Below are 16,545 nucleotides of genomic sequence, written 5' to 3' on the forward strand. Positions count from 1 at the left end.
CCCGAGCTTTCAAAACCCCCGCCGTATCTTGGCCTTGAGATCGGCATGAAAGAAATCCGCATTGTCCCTGTCGGCCCAACTCCCGCCCAGCGCCGGTAAGGTCAAGGCCCGGGCGAATGTGCATTCGTCGTGATAGGCCCTGACAAACAGGTCGATATGCGATCGCTCGCGCATTACCGGCCATTTGCCAAGGTGAGGCGGCAAGGCGTCGCCATCCGGCTGGTAAAAACTCACCCTTCGGCTGGCCATGACCGCAGCCCCCAGCAGCCATGCCGTCCACCAGTCATCGGCGAAATGCTCAGGCAACAGGCCAATCCAGTGGGTTGCATCGCACACGTGCTGGCAGAAACTGCCATACAGGTCTTCGTTGGTTTGCCCGTCGCAGTCGAACAGGACCAAATGTGCGGGGATGCCTTCGAGCAGCAGGCGCTCGTTGAGAATGAAGGCGTCAAGCCGCTCTTCGTGGCGGTAGCTGATGAACACCGGCATCGCGATTGCCCTCCCTGATAGAAGACATGACCATCAGGGAAAGCTGCGAGCGGAGCAATAGATGACGGCAAAACCGGAGCGGTCCTACGCGTTACGGTAACAAATCCTACAGATCAGTAGCTTTCTTCCGGCAGGCTGGCAATGATCGAGCGGTAGCTGTTCATTCGCTGCGGCTTGATTCGACCTTCTTCCAGTGCCTTGAGCAGGGAGCAACCCGGCTCGCGGTCATGCTTGCAGTCGCGGAAACGGCAGGTGCCGAACAGGTCGCGGAATTCGATGAAACCGTCCTCCACGTCATCGCGGCTGACATGGCCGAGGCCGAATTCGCGGATGCCGGGTGAGTCGATCAGGTCGCCACCCTTGGGAAAATGGTACAGGCGCGCGGTGGTGGTGGTGTGCGTGCCCTGGCCGGACCACTCGGAAAGATCGCCCACGCGGGTGTCGGCTTCCGGCAGCAGGCTGTTGACCAGCGATGACTTGCCCACGCCCGACTGGCCGACGAACACACTGATGTGGCCATCGAGCATCTGTTGCAGGCGTTGCATGCCGTCACCGTGGTGCGCCGAGACTTCCAGCAGCGGGTAGCCCAGCTCGCGGTAGACTTCGAGCAGGGCGTGCAGGCCCGGGCCGTTCTCATCGTTGATCAGGTCGGCTTTGTTCAGCAGCAGCAGCGGGCGGATACCGGCATGCTCGGCCGCCACCAGGTAGCGGTCGATCAGGTTCGGATGCGGTTCAGGCGCCGGCGCGAACACGATCACGATCAGGTCGACGTTGGCCGCCACCGGCTTGAGTTGGCCGTGGTTGTTCGGCCGGCACAGCTCGGTGCTACGGGGCATCTGCGCGACGATCACGCCAATGCCCTGATTGCCTGCGCGCCAGACTACCCGGTCGCCGGTGACCAGCGCCGGCAGGTTGGCTCGCAGGTGGCAACGGAATACCTGGCCGGCGGCCTCTCCGTCCTGCGCCTCGACCTCGACCTGCACACCGAAGTGGGCGATCACCAGCCCCAGCTGCTCCGGCCCCAGGTCGCCACCTTCCAGCTCCTGCAGTGCATGCTGCTCGCGTTTGGCGGCGCGTGCGGCGCGTTCGTTCTGGATTTTTTCGATACGCCAGTTCTGGCGGCGATTGAGCTGGCGTTTGGCCATGAAGGTTCCGTGGTGGGACGAATGAAAACGGCACGCAGTTTAGCACGCCAGGCGCCCGACCATTGCGCTTAGCGTTGCGCCATGAATGCGCGGGCCGCGCCCGCTAGGCTAATATGACTGCCTATACGAGGAGCCCTGCATGCAGAACCCACAGAACCTGATCTGGATCGACCTGGAAATGACCGGTCTGGACCCGGATAGCGATGTCATCATCGAGATGGCCACCATCGTCACCGACAGCGAACTGAACACCCTGGCCGAAGGGCCGGTGATCGCCATCCACCACAGCGATGAAGTGCTGGCGCGCATGGATGAGTGGAATACCCGTACCCACGGTGGCTCGGGCCTGACCCAGCGCGTGCGCGAAAGCAAGGTCAGCATGGCCGAGGCCGAGGCACAGACCATCGCCTTCCTCGAGCAGTGGGTGCCGAAGGGCAAGTCGCCGATCTGCGGCAACAGCATCTGCCAGGACCGCCGCTTCCTCTATCGTCACATGCGTGATCTGGAAAACTACTTCCACTACCGTAACCTCGATGTCTCCACGTTGAAGGAGCTGGCCGCGCGCTGGGCGCCGGATGTGCGTGACAGCTTCAAGAAGGGCGGCACCCACCTGGCGCTGGACGATATCCGCGAGTCGATCGCCGAACTGCGCCACTACCGCGAGCACTTCATCAAGGTGTGAGCCGTAAGGGCGCAGATATTGTATCGGCGCCCTCTTTTGGTGCCTTGGGCAACTGGTTAGACTGCGCGCCTTTCCCGCACGGACCTGCGCCATGTTGCTGATGCTCTACCTTATTGCCATCACCGCCGAAGCCATGACTGGCGCCTTGTCCGCTGGCCGCCGCGGCATGGACTGGTTTGGCGTGGTGCTGATCGCCTGCGTCACCGCCCTGGGCGGCGGTTCGGTGCGCGACGTCTTGCTCGGGCACTACCCGTTGACCTGGGTGAAGCACCCGGAATACCTGGTGCTGACCAGCCTTGCCGCGCTGCTGACGATTTTCATCGCGCCGATGATGCGCCGCCTGCGTTCGCTGTTCCTGGTGCTGGATGCCCTGGGGCTGGTGGCCTTTACCCTGATTGGCTGCATGACTGCGCTGGAAATGGGGCAGGGCATGCTGGTGGCGTCGATCAGCGGGGTGATCACCGGAGTGTTTGGCGGGATCCTGCGGGATATTTTCTGCAACGACATTCCACTGGTGTTCCGCCGTGAGCTGTATGCCAGCGTGTCGTTCGCGGCAGCGTGGTTCTACCTGGGATGCGTGTACTTCAAGGTGCCGGGGGAGCAGGCCATGTTACTGACCCTGTTCGGCGGGTTCCTGGTGCGTTTGCTGGCCATCCGCTTCCATTGGGAAATGCCCAAGTTCCACTATAACGACCAGCAGTGAGGCTGGGGGCTGCGTTGCAGCCCAATCGCCGGCAAGCCGGCTCCCACAAAGGGTAGGGTAGGGTGAGGTGAGGTGGGGTGGGAGCCGGCTTGCCGGCGATTGGGGTGCGAAGCGCCCCCTAGCGGCGACCATGCTGCGCCAGCGCCCACTCCACATGCTCACGCACCAGCTCCGAAGGGTCTTCCCGGCGCGCCTTCAAGGCCTCCAGCACCGGAATCGTCGAGGGCGCATTGCCCAGCCCCACCGCCAGGTTGCGCAAGAAACGTTCATACCCCGCCCGCCGCAACGGCCCGCCTTCGGTCTTGCGCAGGAAGGTCCTCTCATCCCACAGAAACATTTCGGCCAGCTCGGCATTCTCCAGGCCGTGTCGGGGCTGGAAGTCATTTTCCTGGGTAGGCTGTGCGAAACGGTTCCACGGGCAGACGATCTGGCAGTCGTCGCAGCCGAACACACGGTTGCCCATCTTCGCCCGCAGTTCGACGGGAATGGCGCCTTTGAGCTCGATCGTCAGGTAGGAAATACAACGCCGCGCATCCAGCACATAGGGCCCGACGAAGGCTTGAGTGGGGCAAATGTCCAGGCACGCCTGGCAGCGCCCGCAATGCTCGCTGACATGGGCCTCGTCCACCGGCAGCGGCAGGTCGACGAACAGTTCGGCGAGGAAGAAGTAGCTGCCGGCCTTGCGGTTGAGCAACAGAGTGTTCTTGCCGATCCAGCCCAGCCCAGCCTGCTCGGCCAGCGCCTTCTCCAGCACCGGCGCGCTGTCGACGAAGGCTCGATAGCCAAACGGGCCGATGTCTTCCTGGATACGGTCGGCCAGATGTTGCACGCGTTTGCGTACCAGCTTGTGATAGTCCCGCCCCAGGGCATAGCGCGACACATAGGCCTTTTCCGGTTGCGCCAGGCGCTGCGCCATCTGCGTGTCGCCAGGCAGGTAGTCCATGCGCAGCGATACCACGCGCACGGTACCGGGGATCAGTTGCTCGGGATGGGCGCGCTTGCTGCCGTGCGCGCCGAGGTATTCCATCTCGCCCTGATAACCGGCGTCGAGCCAGCGCTGCAGGTGATGTTCGTGCTCGCCAAGGTCTACCCCGGCGATGCCGACGTGGGCAAAACCGAGTTCTCGGCCCCAATTCTTGATCGATTGGGCCAGTGCGGCGAGGTCAGGTGTGCAAGCGGACATGGATGGGCAAGGCAATACGGGCTCAGGTGCGTATAATTCTGCCAGACATTGGAGCCTTTGACCCCATGCCCCAGACCAAACACACCGGCCACCCCCCGCAACTGCTCGGCAGCAGGACGGTCGCGCGCCTGCCTGCAAGGCCTGCGCACGCCCAGAAAGGTGACTTCGGCCACGTGCTGGTGGTCGGTGGCGACCTCGGTACCGGTGGTGCGGTATTGCTGAGTGCCGAGGCGGCACTGCGCTGCGGCGCCGGCCTGGTCAGCGTGGCGACCCGCCCCGAACACGTTGCTGCCAGCCTTGCTCGTATGCCGGAAGCCATGTGCCTCGGCGTGAGCTCGGCCAACCAGCTGATGGGTGTGCTGGAGCGGGCCTCGGTTCTGGTGGTTGGTCCGGGCCTTGGCCAGGCCGCCTGGGGGCGTAGCCTGCTGTCGGCGGTGGCCAATGCCGAACGGCCACAGGTGTGGGACGCCGATGCGCTGAACCTGTTGGCGCATGCTCCGCTGGCCCTGCCCAGCGGCAGTATCCTGACCCCTCATCCTGGGGAGGCGGCGCGATTGCTGGGCATTTCCACCGAGGCGGTACAGACTGACCGCGCCGGCGCTGCGCGAAAGCTGGCGCGGCGCTATGCCAGCATCTGCGTGCTCAAGGGCGCCGGCACGCTGGTCGCCGACCCTGCGGGGCAGCTGGCGCTGTGCGAACGCGGTCATCCGGCGATGGCTGGGGCGGGGCTGGGCGATGTGCTGACCGGCGTCCTGGGGGCTTTGTTGGCCCAGGGTCTGGATGCCTGGAGCGCTGCCTGCCTGGGCGTATGGCTGCACGCCTGCGCCGGCGAGCGCCTGGGGAGCAAAGGTAGAGGCCTGGCGGCCAGCGATCTGGCGCCGGTCATTCGTGAGTTGTTGGAGGAGCATTCTGCGTGTCTGGCATAACCCTGTTTCTGGCCGATGAAGCGGCCACGGTGGCATTCGGCGCCAAACTGGCCGAGGTGACCGGCGGTCACGGCGTGATCTTCCTCGAAGGTGACCTGGGGGCTGGCAAGACCACCCTGTCGCGGGGCCTGATCCGTGGCCTGGGCCATACGGGTGCAGTGAAAAGCCCCACGTTTACCGTGGTCGAGCCTTATGAGATCGGTACGGTGCGTGCCTTCCACTTCGACCTGTATCGTCTGGTCGACCCGGAGGAGCTGGAGTACATGGGCATTCGCGACTACTTCGAGGGCGACCCGCTGTGCCTGTTCGAGTGGCCACAAAAGGGTGCGGGCGTTTTGCCAAAGCCTGACCTGACCATTACCATAAGCCCCCAAGCGAGCGGACGCTCGCTCAACCTTTCGCCGCAGGGGGCTCGCGGCGAGGCCTGGTGCGCTGCACTGGCCGAACACAATAAACAGTAAGTGGGGTAGGTATGCGCATACGCGCACTGGTCGCTGCCGTTGGGCTGCTGCTGACAGCAGTGACCGTTGACGCTCTGGCCGTCACACAAGTCAAGAGCATGCGCCTGTGGCGCGCGCCGGACAACACACGGCTTGTATTCGACCTGTCGGGTCCGGTGCAGCATAGCGTCTTCACCCTGAGCGCGCCCAATCGCCTCGTCATTGATATCAATGGCGCGACCCTGGCCGCGCCTTTGAGTGTCTCTACGTCGAACACGCCAATCACCAGCGTGCGCTCCGCCCAGCGCACACCGACTGACCTGCGCGTGGTGGTCGACCTGAAGAAGTCAGTCACGCCCAAGAGCTTCACCCTGGCGCCCAATGCCCAGTATGGCAATCGCCTGGTGGTCGACCTGTACGACCAGGAATCCGACGCCATCGCCGCCACGGCGCCTTCGGCACCCCCTACGCCGGCACCTACCCCGGCCACCACGCCTGCCGTGCCGGTTACCCCGGCGCAGCCCGCAATCAAGCTGCCGCCTGTGCCTGCCGGCAAGCGCGACATCGTGGTCGCCATCGACGCCGGCCACGGCGGCGAGGACCCGGGTGCCTCCGGTTCGCGCGGCCAGCACGAGAAAGACATCGTGCTGCAGATCGCCAAGGAGCTGCAGCGCCAGATCAACACCGAGAAGGGCTACCGCGCCGAGCTGACTCGAACCGGTGACTACTTCATCCCGCTGCGCAAGCGCACCGAGATCGCCCGCAAGAAGGGCGCCGACCTGTTCATCTCGATCCACGCCGACGCCGCGCCGTCACGGGCCGCGTTCGGGGCATCGGTGTTCGCCCTGTCCGACCGCGGCGCCACCTCCGAAACGGCACGTTGGTTGGCCGATACGGAAAACCGCTCCGACCTGATCGGCGGTGCCGGCAATGTCAGCCTCGACGACAAGGACCGCATGCTGGCGGGCGTGCTGCTCGACCTGTCGATGACCGCGACGCTCAGCTCCAGCCTCAATGTCGGGCAGAAGGTGCTTGGCAACATGGGCCGGGTCACTTCGTTGCACAAGCAGCGGGTGGAACAGGCAGGCTTCATGGTGCTGAAGTCCCCAGACATTCCGTCGATCCTCGTCGAAACCGGGTTCATTTCCAACAACAATGAAGCCGCCAAGCTGGCCACCTCCAGTCACCAGCAGGCCTTGGCCCGCTCGATTCATACCGGTGTGCGCCAGTACTTCCAGCAAAACCCGCCGCCAGGCACTTACGTGGCCTGGCTGCGTGACAGCGGCAAGATTGCCCAGGCCCCGCGCGACCATACCGTGCGCCCTGGTGAAACCTTGGCGATGATCGCCGTGCGCTACCAGGTCAGTGTTCCCAGCCTGCGCAGCAGTAACAGCCTCAAGACCGATGAGCTGAAGGTTGGCCAGCACCTGACTATCCCCGCCACCACCTTGGCCTCCCAGCAATGAGTGGCGGTTCGCGCATCCAGCTGCTCAGCCCGCGGCTGGCTAACCAGATTGCCGCAGGTGAGGTGGTCGAACGCCCGGCCTCGGTGGCCAAGGAGCTGCTGGAAAACAGCCTCGACTCCGGTGCCCGGCGCATCGACGTCGAAGTCGAGCAGGGGGGCGTCAAGCTGCTGCGGGTGCGTGACGACGGCAGTGGTATCTCCGCCGATGACTTGCCACTGGCCCTGGCTCGCCACGCCACCAGCAAGATTCGCGAACTGGAAGACCTGGAAGGGGTGTTGAGCCTCGGTTTTCGTGGTGAGGCCCTGGCTTCGATCAGTTCGGTGGCGCGCCTGACCCTGACCTCGCGTACCGCCAGCGCCGGCGAAGCCTGGCAGGTCGAGACCGAAGGGCGTGACATGACGCCACGGGTGCAACCGGCCGCGCACCCGGTCGGCACCTCGGTGGAAGTGCGCGACCTGTTCTTCAATACCCCGGCCCGGCGCAAGTTCCTCAAGGCCGAGAAGACCGAGTTCGACCACCTGCAGGAGGTCATCCGCCGTCTGGCCCTGGCGCGCTTCGATGTCGGCTTCCACTTGCGTCATAACGGCAAGAGCATTCTCAGCCTGCACGAAGCACATGACGAAACCGCCCGTGCGCGAAGGGTCGGCGCCATCTGTGGCCCTGGTTTCATGGAGCAGGCGCTGCCCATCGACGTCGAACGCAACGGCCTGCGCCTGTGGGGCTGGGTCGGCCTGCCGACGTTCTCGCGCAGCCAGGCTGACCTGCAGTACTTCTTCGTCAATGGCCGCGCGGTGCGCGACAAACTGGTCGCCCATGCCGTGCGCCAGGCCTATCGCGATGTGCTGTTCAATGGCCGCCACCCGACCTTCGTGCTGTTCCTCGAACTCGAGCCCAATGGCGTCGACGTCAACGTGCACCCGACCAAGCACGAAGTGCGTTTCCGTGAGGGGCGCTCGGTGCACGACTTCCTCTATGGCACCTTGCACCGGGCCTTGGCCGATGTTCGCCCGGAAGACCAGTTGGCAGCGCCCGCTGCGGCCGCCGAGATGGTCCGCCCGACAGGTCAGCAGGTCGGTGAGTTCGGCCCGCAAGGTGAGATGCGCCTGGCCTCGCCGGTGCTCGAGCAGCCCCAGGCACCCCAGTTTGCGATCTCCAATGGTGGCAGTGGCGCAGGCTACCAATACCAGTACACCCCGCGTCCGTCCCAGCCGCTGCCGGCGGCCGAGTCTCAAGCGGTCTATCGCGAGTTCTACAAGCCACTGGCCGACGGGGCGACGGCGCCTTCGACGCTGCCCGAGAGCCAAGGCGACATTCCGCCGCTGGGCTATGCCCTGGCCCAGCTCAAAGGCATCTACATCCTCGCCGAGAATGCCGTAGGCCTGGTGCTGGTGGACATGCACGCCGCCCACGAGCGGATCATGTACGAGCGGCTCAAGGTCGCCATGGCCAGCGAAGGCCTGAGTGGCCAGCCGCTGTTGGTGCCCGAGACGCTGGCACTGAGCCAGCGCGAAGCCGATTGCGCCGAAGAGCATGGGCAATGGTTCCAGCGCCTGGGCTTCGAGTTGCAGCGCCTGGGCCCGGAAACCCTGGCGATCCGCCAGATTCCGGCCTTGCTCAAGCAAGCCGAGGCCAATCGCCTGGTTCAGGACGTACTCGCCGACCTGATGGAGTACGGCACCAGCGACCGTATCCAGGCGCACCTCAACGAGCTGCTCGGCACCATGGCCTGCCACGGTGCCGTGCGCGCCAACCGGCGCCTGGCGATTCCCGAGATGAACGCCTTGCTGCGCGACATGGAAAACACCGAGCGCAGCGGCCAATGCAACCACGGCCGACCGACCTGGACCCAGATGGGCCTGGACGACCTGGACAAACTTTTCCTGCGCGGTCGATGAAATGAGCGGCAAGCCCCCTGCAATATTCCTCATGGGCCCGACAGCGGCCGGCAAGACCGACCTTGCCATCGAACTGACCAAAGTCTTGCCTTGCGAGCTGATCAGCGTCGACTCGGCGCTGGTCTATCGCGGCATGGACATTGGTTCGGCCAAGCCTTCCAAAGAGATCCTGGCCGCCCATCCGCACCGTTTGATCGACATTCGTGACCCGGCCGAAAGCTATTCGGCCGCGCAGTTCCGCGCCGATGCCCTGGAAGCGATGGCGGAGATCACCGCACGTGGCAAGATCCCGCTGCTGGTTGGCGGCACCATGCTCTACTACAAGGCGCTGATCGATGGCCTGGCGGACATGCCTGCGGCCGATGCTGCCGTGCGGGCGGAACTGGAGGCACAGGCTGAGGCGCTGGGCCTGGCCGAACTGCATCGGCAGCTGGCTGAAGTGGACCCTGTGTCGGCGGCGCGCATTCATCCCAACGACCCCCAGCGCCTGATCCGCGCGCTGGAGGTATACCGGGTGAGCGGGGAGAGCATGACGGCACATCGCCAGCGTCAATTCGCGGAAAGTAGCGCCGCAGACGCAGGCGCTGGCACGCATTTGCCCTATACTGTCGCGAGTTTGGCGATCGCTCCTACAGATCGTCACATTTTGCATCAGCGAATTGCGCTACGATTCTCGCAAATGCTGGAACAGGGCTTCATCGATGAGGTCCGATCGCTGCGGGCCAGAAGTGACTTGCACGCCGGGCTGCCGTCTATACGGGCAGTGGGATATCGGCAAGTCTGGGACTACCTTGACGGCAAGCTGACTGAGAATGAGATGCGCGAACGCGGTATCATTGCCACTCGACAGCTGGCCAAGCGGCAGTTCACCTGGTTGCGTGGTTGGGCCGACGTACATTGGCTCGACAGCCTGGCCTGCGACAATCTGTCCCGCACCTTGAAATACCTTGGGGCCGTCTCCATATTGAGCTGAGTCCCTGCTGATTGCCGTCTATTCTTGCGAAGGGGCGGCACAACTTATCGATTTCTTTGAATTTCTATTATTTATCCTTACAGGAGTGCGGCATATGTCAAAAGGGCATTCGCTACAAGACCCTTACTTGAACACCTTGAGAAAAGAAAAGGTCCCGGTTTCGATCTATCTGGTCAACGGCATCAAGCTGCAGGGCTCGATCGAATCCTTCGACCAGTTCGTGGTATTGCTGAAGAACACTGTCAGCCAGATGGTCTACAAGCACGCTATTTCGACCGTGGTTCCTGCCCGTCCGGTTCGCCTGCCTAGCCCGTCCGATTCCGAACACGGTGACAGCGAGCCAGGCAACGCCTGATAGGAGCCTGCATTGTTCTTTGAGCGCCACGGTGGTGGTGAGCGAGCACTGCTCGTTCACTTGGAAGGTCAGAACCCTGAGGCGCGCGAAGATCCGCAGGAGTTTCAGGAACTGGCATTGTCGGCCGGCGCCGACATCGTTTCGCTGGTCACGGTGGCACGGCATCAGCCTACCGCCAAATACCTGATTGGCAGCGGCAAGGTCGAGGAATTGCGCGACCTGGTCAACGCCGAACAGGTAGACCTGGTGATTTTCAATCACACCCTCACGCCCAGTCAGGAGCGCAACCTCGAACGTGTCTTCGAGTGTCGTGTGCTCGACCGTACCGGGCTGATCCTCGATATCTTCGCCCAGCGGGCGCGTACCCATGAAGGCAAGCTGCAGGTCGAACTGGCCCAGCTCGAGCACATGAGCACGCGGCTGGTTCGCGGCTGGACTCACCTTGAGCGGCAGAAAGGTGGTATCGGCCTGCGCGGCCCGGGTGAAACCCAGCTGGAAACCGACCGCCGCCTGTTGCGGGTGCGCCTGCGGCAGATCAAGGGGCGTCTGGAAAAGGTTCGCAGCCAGCGTGAGCAGGCTCGCCGTGGCCGTCGCCGCGCGGATATTCCTTCGGTATCGCTGGTGGGCTACACCAACGCCGGCAAGTCAACGCTGTTCAACGCCTTGACCGAGTCCGAGGTGTACGCCGCCGACCAACTGTTCGCCACCCTCGACCCGACCCTGCGCCGGCTCGAGCTCAACGACCTTGGGCCGATCGTGCTGGCCGACACCGTAGGCTTCATTCGTCACCTGCCGCACAAGCTGGTCGAGGCATTTCGGGCTACGCTCGAAGAGTCGAGCAACGCCGACCTGCTGCTGCATGTGATCGACGCCCATGAGCCAGAGCGCATGGAGCAGATCGAGCAGGTGCTGGCGGTACTTGGCGAGATCGGTGCCGAAGGCTTGCCGATCCTCGAGGTCTATAACAAACTCGACCTGCTAGAAGATGTCGAGCCGCAGATTCAGCGCGATGCCGATGGCAAGCCGGAGCGGGTCTGGGTATCGGCACGCGATGGGCGTGGCCTGGAGCTGGTTGGCCAGGCGATTGCCGAGTTGCTGGGGGATGATCTGTTTGTCGGTACCCTGTGTCTGGAGCAGCGTTTTGCCCGTTTGCGCGCGCAATTCTTTGCCCTGGGTGCCGTGCAGAGTGAAACGCATGATGAAGAAGGGCGCTACCTGCTGAGTGTTCGGTTGCCCATGGTCGAATTGAATCGCCTGGTCAGCCGTGAAGGCATGGAGCCGCAAGTGTTTGTCGAGCAACACACTTTGCAATAAATGCCCGGCGAGGTCGCCGGGCGGCAGTGGCAGGCATTCTGTAGCATTGGACGGCGCGCCGTGGGCGCGTCTTTGCTTTATCAGATGGAGAGCGCTATGGCTTGGAACGAGCCGGGTGGCAACTCGAACAATCAGGATCCCTGGGGCGGCCGACGCGGTGGCGGCGGTGGCGATAAAAAAGGTCCGCCTGATCTGGACGAGGCCTTCCGCAAACTGCAGGACAGCCTCAATGGCATGTTCGGCAGTGGCAAGAAACGTGGCGGCGGTGACCGCAATGTCGGCAAGGGTGGCGGCTTCGGCCTGCTGGGCATCGGCCTGGCGGTGCTGGCTGCAATCTGGCTGTACAGCGCCGTGTACGTGGTCGACGAGCAGGAGCAGGCCGTCGTGCTGCGCTTCGGCAAGTACTATGAGACGGTCGGTCCCGGCCTGAACATCTACTTCCCGCCCATCGATCGCAAGTACATGGAAAACGTCACGCGCGAGCGTGCCTACACCAAGCAGGGTCAGATGCTCACCGAAGACGAGAACATCGTCGAGGTGCCCCTGACCGTCCAGTACAAGATCAGCAACCTGCAGGACTTCGTGCTCAACGTCGACCAGCCCGAGGTGAGCCTGCAGCATGCCACCGACAGCGCCCTGCGCCACGTGGTGGGTTCCACATCGATGGACCAGGTACTGACCGAAGGCCGTGAGCAGATGGCCGTGGATATCCGCGAACGCCTGCAGCGCTTCCTCGACAACTACCGTACCGGCATCACCGTTACCCAGGTCAACGTACAGAGCGCGGCTGCCCCGCGTGAAGTACAGGAAGCCTTCGATGACGTGATCCGTGCCCGCGAAGACGAGCAGCGTGCCCGCAACCAGGCCGAGTCCTACGCCAACGGCGTGGTGCCGGAAGCCCGTGGTCAGGCCCAGCGCATCATCGAGGACGCCAACGGTTACCGCGACGAAGTCATCGCTCGCGCCAAGGGTGAGGCTGACCGCTTCATCAAGCTGGTCGCCGAGTACCACAAGGCACCTGACGTGACCCGTCAGCGTCTGTACCTGGAGACCATGCAAGAGGTCTACAGCAATTCGAGCAAGGTCATGGTGGCGACCAAGGACGGGCAGAACAACCTGCTCTACCTGCCGCTGGACAAGATGGTCGAAGGCAGCCGCAACACGTCCGCACCTGTCACCGGCGTTACCCCGTCGGCCAACGATGCAGCAGCGCGTGCGGCGCAGGACCTTCAACAGCAACAGCAGCAGATGCGTACTAGGGAGAGCCGCTGATGAGCAATAGATCGCTGATCGCCCTGATCGCCGCTGTGGTCCTGGCCATCGTGGCCTGGAACAGCTTCTACATCGTGTCCCAGACCGAGCGCGCGGTACTGCTGCGCTTCGGTAAGGTGGTCCAGGCGGATGTCCAGCCGGGGCTGCATGTGAAGATCCCGTATGTGAACCAGGTCCGCAAGTTCGACGCCCGCCTGATGACCCTCGACGCCCCGACCCAGCGGTTCCTGACCCTGGAGAAGAAAGCGGTGATGGTCGACGCCTACGCCAAGTGGCGCGTCAAGGATGCCGAGCGCTTCTACACTGCCACTTCCGGCATGAAGCAGATCGCCGACGAGCGTCTGTCGCGCCGTCTGGAAAGCGGCCTGCGCGACCAATTCGGTAAGCGTACCCTGCACGAAGTGGTGTCCGGTGAACGTGACGCGCTGATGGCTGACATCACCGCCTCGCTGAACCGCATGGCCAGTAAAGAGTTGGGAATCGAGGTGGTCGACGTGCGCGTCAAGGCCATCGACCTGCCGAAAGAAGTCAACCGCAGCGTGTTCGACCGCATGAGCACCGAGCGTGAGCGCGAAGCTCGCGAGCATCGTGCCAAGGGTAACGAGCTGGCCGAGGGTATCCGCGCGGATGCCGATCGTCAGCGCCGTGTACTGCTGGCCGAAGCCTATCGCGAAGCGGAGGAAACCCGTGGTGACGGCGACGCCCAGGCGGCCGCCATCTATGCCAAGGCCTACAGCCAGGACGCTGATTTCTATGCGTTCCACCGTAGCCTGCAGGCATACCGCGAGAGCTTCTCGAGCAAGAGCGACGTGCTGGTCCTGGATCCGAAGAACGAGTTCTTCCGCTACCTGGACAAGAGCAAGCCCTGATGCTCTGTTGAGGAAACACCCCGCCTGGCAGCTAAAACTCCAGGCAGGGTGCATCCTGAATGAAAAGGGGTGTATGATGCGGCAGCCGGGAAATTTCCCGGCTTTTTTGCGTCTGCAAGGTTGATTGGCAAACGGCCAGTTGACGGCTTGGTCAGGTCGCAAGGCAATTCGAGGGTATTGGGTACGGTGGTGGCGCTGGGATCAGTGCTGCCCGCTGCTGTGCGCCAATGCCTGCTTTACTGACGGCTCGCCTGCTGGCAAGCCGCCCGGACCAGAGGGGAAATGGCGTAATGGCAACGGTAGACCGCTGGCTGCTGCCAGATGGCATCGAGGAAGTACTGCCACCTGAGGCTGCGCGCATCGAGATCGCGCGCCGCCAGGTGTTGGACCTGTTCCAGAGTTGGGGCTACGAACTGGTCGTCACCCCGCATATCGAGTACCTGGAGTCGCTGCTCACCGGCGCCGGCCAGGACCTGGACCAGCGCACATTCAAGGTGGTCGACCCACAGTCCGGCCGCCTGATGGGCTTCCGCGCCGACTTCACCCCGCAGGTAGCGCGCATCGACGCGCACACCCTGCGCCGCGAAGGCCCGAGCCGCCTGTGCTACGCCGGCAGCGTGCTGCACGCCCAGCCGCGTGCCCTGTCCACCTCGCGCAGCCCGATCCAGCTGGGTGCCGAGCTGTACGGCGATGCCAGCCCCACCAGCGATGTGGAGGTCATCAGCCTGATGCTCGCCACGCTGCAACTGACCGACGTCGCGGATGTGCACATGGACCTCGGTCATGTCGGCATCTACCGCGGCCTGGCGCGCGCCGCCGGCCTGTCGGGCGCAGTCGAGCAGCAGTTGTTCGACGCCCTGCAGCGCAAGTCGGTGGATGAAGTGCAGGCGCTGACCGCCGACCTGCCGAAGGACCTGGGCAACATGCTGCGCGCCCTGGTCGAGCTGTGCGGTGGTCGCGAAGTGCTGGCCGAAGCCCGCGTGCGCCTGGGCCGTGCCCCGGCCAGCGTGCTGGCAGCGCTGGACGACCTGCTGGCGATTGCCGACCGTCTGGCGTCGCGTTACCCCGAGCTGCCGCTGTACTTCGACCTCGGCGAGTTGCGCGGCTACAACTACCACACCGGTGTGGTGTTCGCGGTGTTCGTCCCGGGCGAAGGTCAATCGATCGCCCAGGGCGGCCGCTATGACGACATCGGTGCCGATTTCGGCCGGGCGCGCCCGGCCACCGGCTTTTCCACGGATTTGAAGACCCTGGTCACACTGGGGCGAGCGGAGGTCGTATTGCCTGCTGGCGGCATCTGGATGCCCGACAGTGGCGACGCGGCCCTCTGGCAGCAGGTCTGCCAGTTGCGCAACGAGGGCCAGCGTGTGGTCCAGGCCCTGCCTGGCCAGCCGTTGAGTGCTGCTCTCGAGGCGGATTGTGATCGGCAATTGATTCAGCAAGACGGGCGCTGGCAGGTACTGCCGCTGACCCAATGAGTTTCTGCGCCGGCAATTGGCCGGCAACCAAGTTTGCGTGAATGAGGACAAGTGTTATGGGTAAGAATGTCGTCGTCCTGGGCACCCAATGGGGTGATGAGGGCAAAGGCAAGATCGTTGATCTGCTGACCGAACATGCTGCCGCTGTAGTGCGCTACCAGGGTGGCCACAACGCGGGCCACACCCTGGTGATCAACGGTGAAAAAACCGTTCTGCACCTGATTCCGTCCGGCATCCTGCGTGAAGGCGTTCAGTGCCTGATCGGCAACGGCGTGGTCGTTGCCCCAGATGCCCTGATGCGTGAAATCACCAAGCTGGAAGAGAAGGGCGTACCGGTACGCGAGCGCCTGCGCATCAGCCCTGCTGCGCCGCTGATCCTGTCGTACCACGTGGCCCTGGACCAGGCCCGCGAGAAAGCCCGGGGCGAAGCCAAGATCGGCACCACCGGCCGCGGTATCGGCCCAGCCTACGAAGACAAGGTCGCTCGCCGCGGCCTGCGCGTTGGCGACCTGTTCCACCGCGAGCGTTTCGCTGCCAAGCTGGGTGAGCTGCTGGATTACCACAACTTCCAGCTGGTGAACTACTACAAAGAGCCGGCCATCGACTTCCAGCAGACCCTGGACGAGTGCATGGCCTACGCCGAACAGCTCAAGCCGATGATGCTCGACGTCACCGCCGAGCTGCACAACCTGCGTCGCGCCGGCAAGGACATCATGTTCGAAGGCGCCCAGGGCTCGCTGCTGGACATCGACCACGGTACCTACCCGTACGTCACCAGCTCCAACACCACTGCTGGCGGTATCTCCACCGGTTCCGGCGTTGGCCCGATGTACCTGGACTACATCCTCGGCATCACCAAGGCCTACACCACCCGTGTAGGTTCCGGCCCATTCCCGACCGAGCTGTTCGACGAGACCGGTGCGACCCTGGCCAAGCGTGGTCACGAGTTCGGTTCGACTACCGGCCGTGCCCGTCGTTGCGGCTGGTTCGATGCCGTCATCCTGCGTCGCGCCATCGACGTCAACAGCATCTCGGGCATCTGCCTGACCAAGCTGGACGTGCTGGACGGCCTGGAAACCATCAACATCTGCGTTGGCTACAAGAACGAGAACGGCGCCGTCATCGACGCACCGTCCGATGCTGACAGCTACATCGGCCTGGAGCCGGTGTACGAAGAGATGCCAGGCTGGAGCGAGTCGACCCTGGGTGCCAAGACCCTGGAAGAGCTGCCAGAAGCTGCTCGCGCTTACATCAAGCGCATCGAGGAGCTGACCGGCGCGCCGATCGACATCATCTCCACCGGCCCGGATCGCAACGAGACCATCGTGCTGCGTCATCCGTTCGCCTGATCTGCC

The 16,545-nt window shown here is 63.7% G+C and carries 16 protein-coding genes; 13 read left to right on the forward strand and 3 right to left on the reverse strand.

Annotated features, from left to right (window positions below):
- Nucleotides 1–9: 9 nt before the first annotated feature.
- A complete protein-coding gene (locus ACIPZB_RS11755) occupies nt 10–489 on the reverse strand; it encodes a molecular chaperone Tir (RefSeq protein ID WP_400640322.1) in 480 nt (159 codons plus the stop codon).
- A gap of 113 nt (nt 490–602) precedes the next feature.
- Nucleotides 603–1,634, reverse strand: a complete 1,032-nt coding sequence (gene rsgA, locus ACIPZB_RS11760) for a small ribosomal subunit biogenesis GTPase RsgA (RefSeq protein WP_400640323.1) — start codon at nt 1,632–1,634, stop codon at nt 603–605.
- Nucleotides 1,635–1,773: 139 nt separating this feature from the next.
- On the opposite strand from rsgA, the gene orn reads away from it, so the two are divergent.
- Entirely contained in the window at nt 1,774–2,316 is a 543-nt protein-coding gene (gene orn, locus ACIPZB_RS11765) for an oligoribonuclease (RefSeq protein WP_008095399.1), read from the forward strand.
- Nucleotides 2,317–2,407: 91 nt separating this feature from the next.
- Entirely contained in the window at nt 2,408–3,019 is a 612-nt protein-coding gene (locus tag ACIPZB_RS11770; RefSeq protein ID WP_400640324.1) for a trimeric intracellular cation channel family protein, read from the forward strand.
- Nucleotides 3,020–3,137: 118 nt separating this feature from the next.
- Here ACIPZB_RS11770 and queG read toward each other — a convergent pair whose 3' ends face one another.
- Nucleotides 3,138–4,202: a tRNA epoxyqueuosine(34) reductase QueG gene (gene queG / locus ACIPZB_RS11775; RefSeq protein WP_400640325.1), complete on the reverse strand. Its 1,065-nt coding sequence runs from the start codon at nt 4,200–4,202 to the stop codon at nt 3,138–3,140.
- A 65-nt stretch (nt 4,203–4,267) separates the two neighbouring features.
- Between queG and ACIPZB_RS11780 the strand changes: the two genes are divergently transcribed.
- The 11 genes from ACIPZB_RS11780 (at nt 4,268) to ACIPZB_RS11830 (ending at nt 16,539) form a co-directional block, all read left to right on the forward strand.
- Nucleotides 4,268–5,128 (forward strand): NAD(P)H-hydrate dehydratase, encoded by an 861-nt coding sequence (locus ACIPZB_RS11780; RefSeq protein ID WP_400640326.1) that lies wholly within the window; start codon nt 4,268–4,270, stop codon nt 5,126–5,128.
- On the forward strand, nt 5,116–5,589 hold the full coding sequence (gene tsaE / locus ACIPZB_RS11785; protein ID WP_400640327.1) for a tRNA (adenosine(37)-N6)-threonylcarbamoyltransferase complex ATPase subunit type 1 TsaE: 474 nt from the start codon (nt 5,116–5,118) through the stop codon (nt 5,587–5,589). Before ACIPZB_RS11780 ends, tsaE begins: the two co-directional genes overlap by 13 nt.
- Before the next feature lie 11 nt (nt 5,590–5,600).
- Entirely contained in the window at nt 5,601–7,034 is a 1,434-nt protein-coding gene (locus tag ACIPZB_RS11790; RefSeq protein ID WP_400640328.1) for an N-acetylmuramoyl-L-alanine amidase, read from the forward strand.
- Nucleotides 7,031–8,929, forward strand: a complete 1,899-nt coding sequence (gene mutL, locus ACIPZB_RS11795; protein ID WP_400640329.1) for a DNA mismatch repair endonuclease MutL — start codon at nt 7,031–7,033, stop codon at nt 8,927–8,929. The genes ACIPZB_RS11790 and mutL overlap by 4 nt, the downstream gene beginning before the upstream one ends.
- Nucleotide 8,930: 1 nt before the next feature.
- Entirely contained in the window at nt 8,931–9,902 is a 972-nt protein-coding gene (miaA, locus tag ACIPZB_RS11800) for a tRNA (adenosine(37)-N6)-dimethylallyltransferase MiaA (protein ID WP_400640330.1), read from the forward strand.
- Nucleotides 9,903–9,996: 94 nt separating this feature from the next.
- Nucleotides 9,997–10,257: an RNA chaperone Hfq gene (gene hfq, locus ACIPZB_RS11805; protein WP_003258160.1), complete on the forward strand. Its 261-nt coding sequence runs from the start codon at nt 9,997–9,999 to the stop codon at nt 10,255–10,257.
- A gap of 12 nt (nt 10,258–10,269) precedes the next feature.
- A complete protein-coding gene (hflX, locus tag ACIPZB_RS11810; protein WP_008095415.1) occupies nt 10,270–11,571 on the forward strand; it encodes a ribosome rescue GTPase HflX in 1,302 nt (433 codons plus the stop codon).
- 96 nt (nt 11,572–11,667) lie between these two features.
- Nucleotides 11,668–12,843, forward strand: a complete 1,176-nt coding sequence (gene hflK, locus ACIPZB_RS11815) for an FtsH protease activity modulator HflK (RefSeq protein WP_400640331.1) — start codon at nt 11,668–11,670, stop codon at nt 12,841–12,843.
- A complete protein-coding gene (hflC, locus tag ACIPZB_RS11820) occupies nt 12,843–13,712 on the forward strand; it encodes a protease modulator HflC (RefSeq protein ID WP_008095419.1) in 870 nt (289 codons plus the stop codon). The genes hflK and hflC overlap by 1 nt, the downstream gene beginning before the upstream one ends.
- 290 nt (nt 13,713–14,002) lie before the next feature.
- Nucleotides 14,003–15,190, forward strand: a complete 1,188-nt coding sequence (locus ACIPZB_RS11825) for an ATP phosphoribosyltransferase regulatory subunit (protein WP_008095421.1) — start codon at nt 14,003–14,005, stop codon at nt 15,188–15,190.
- A 56-nt stretch (nt 15,191–15,246) separates the two neighbouring features.
- The gene (locus tag ACIPZB_RS11830) at nt 15,247–16,539 is read left to right on the forward strand and encodes an adenylosuccinate synthase (RefSeq protein WP_008095424.1); all 1,293 of its coding nucleotides are present in this window, start codon (nt 15,247–15,249) and stop codon (nt 16,537–16,539) included.
- The last annotated feature ends 6 nt before the right edge of the window (nt 16,540–16,545 follow it).

The organism is Pseudomonas sp. NPDC089396 (genome assembly GCF_044749545.1).
In the GTDB taxonomy this organism is placed as follows: Bacteria; Pseudomonadota; Gammaproteobacteria; order Pseudomonadales; family Pseudomonadaceae; genus Aquipseudomonas.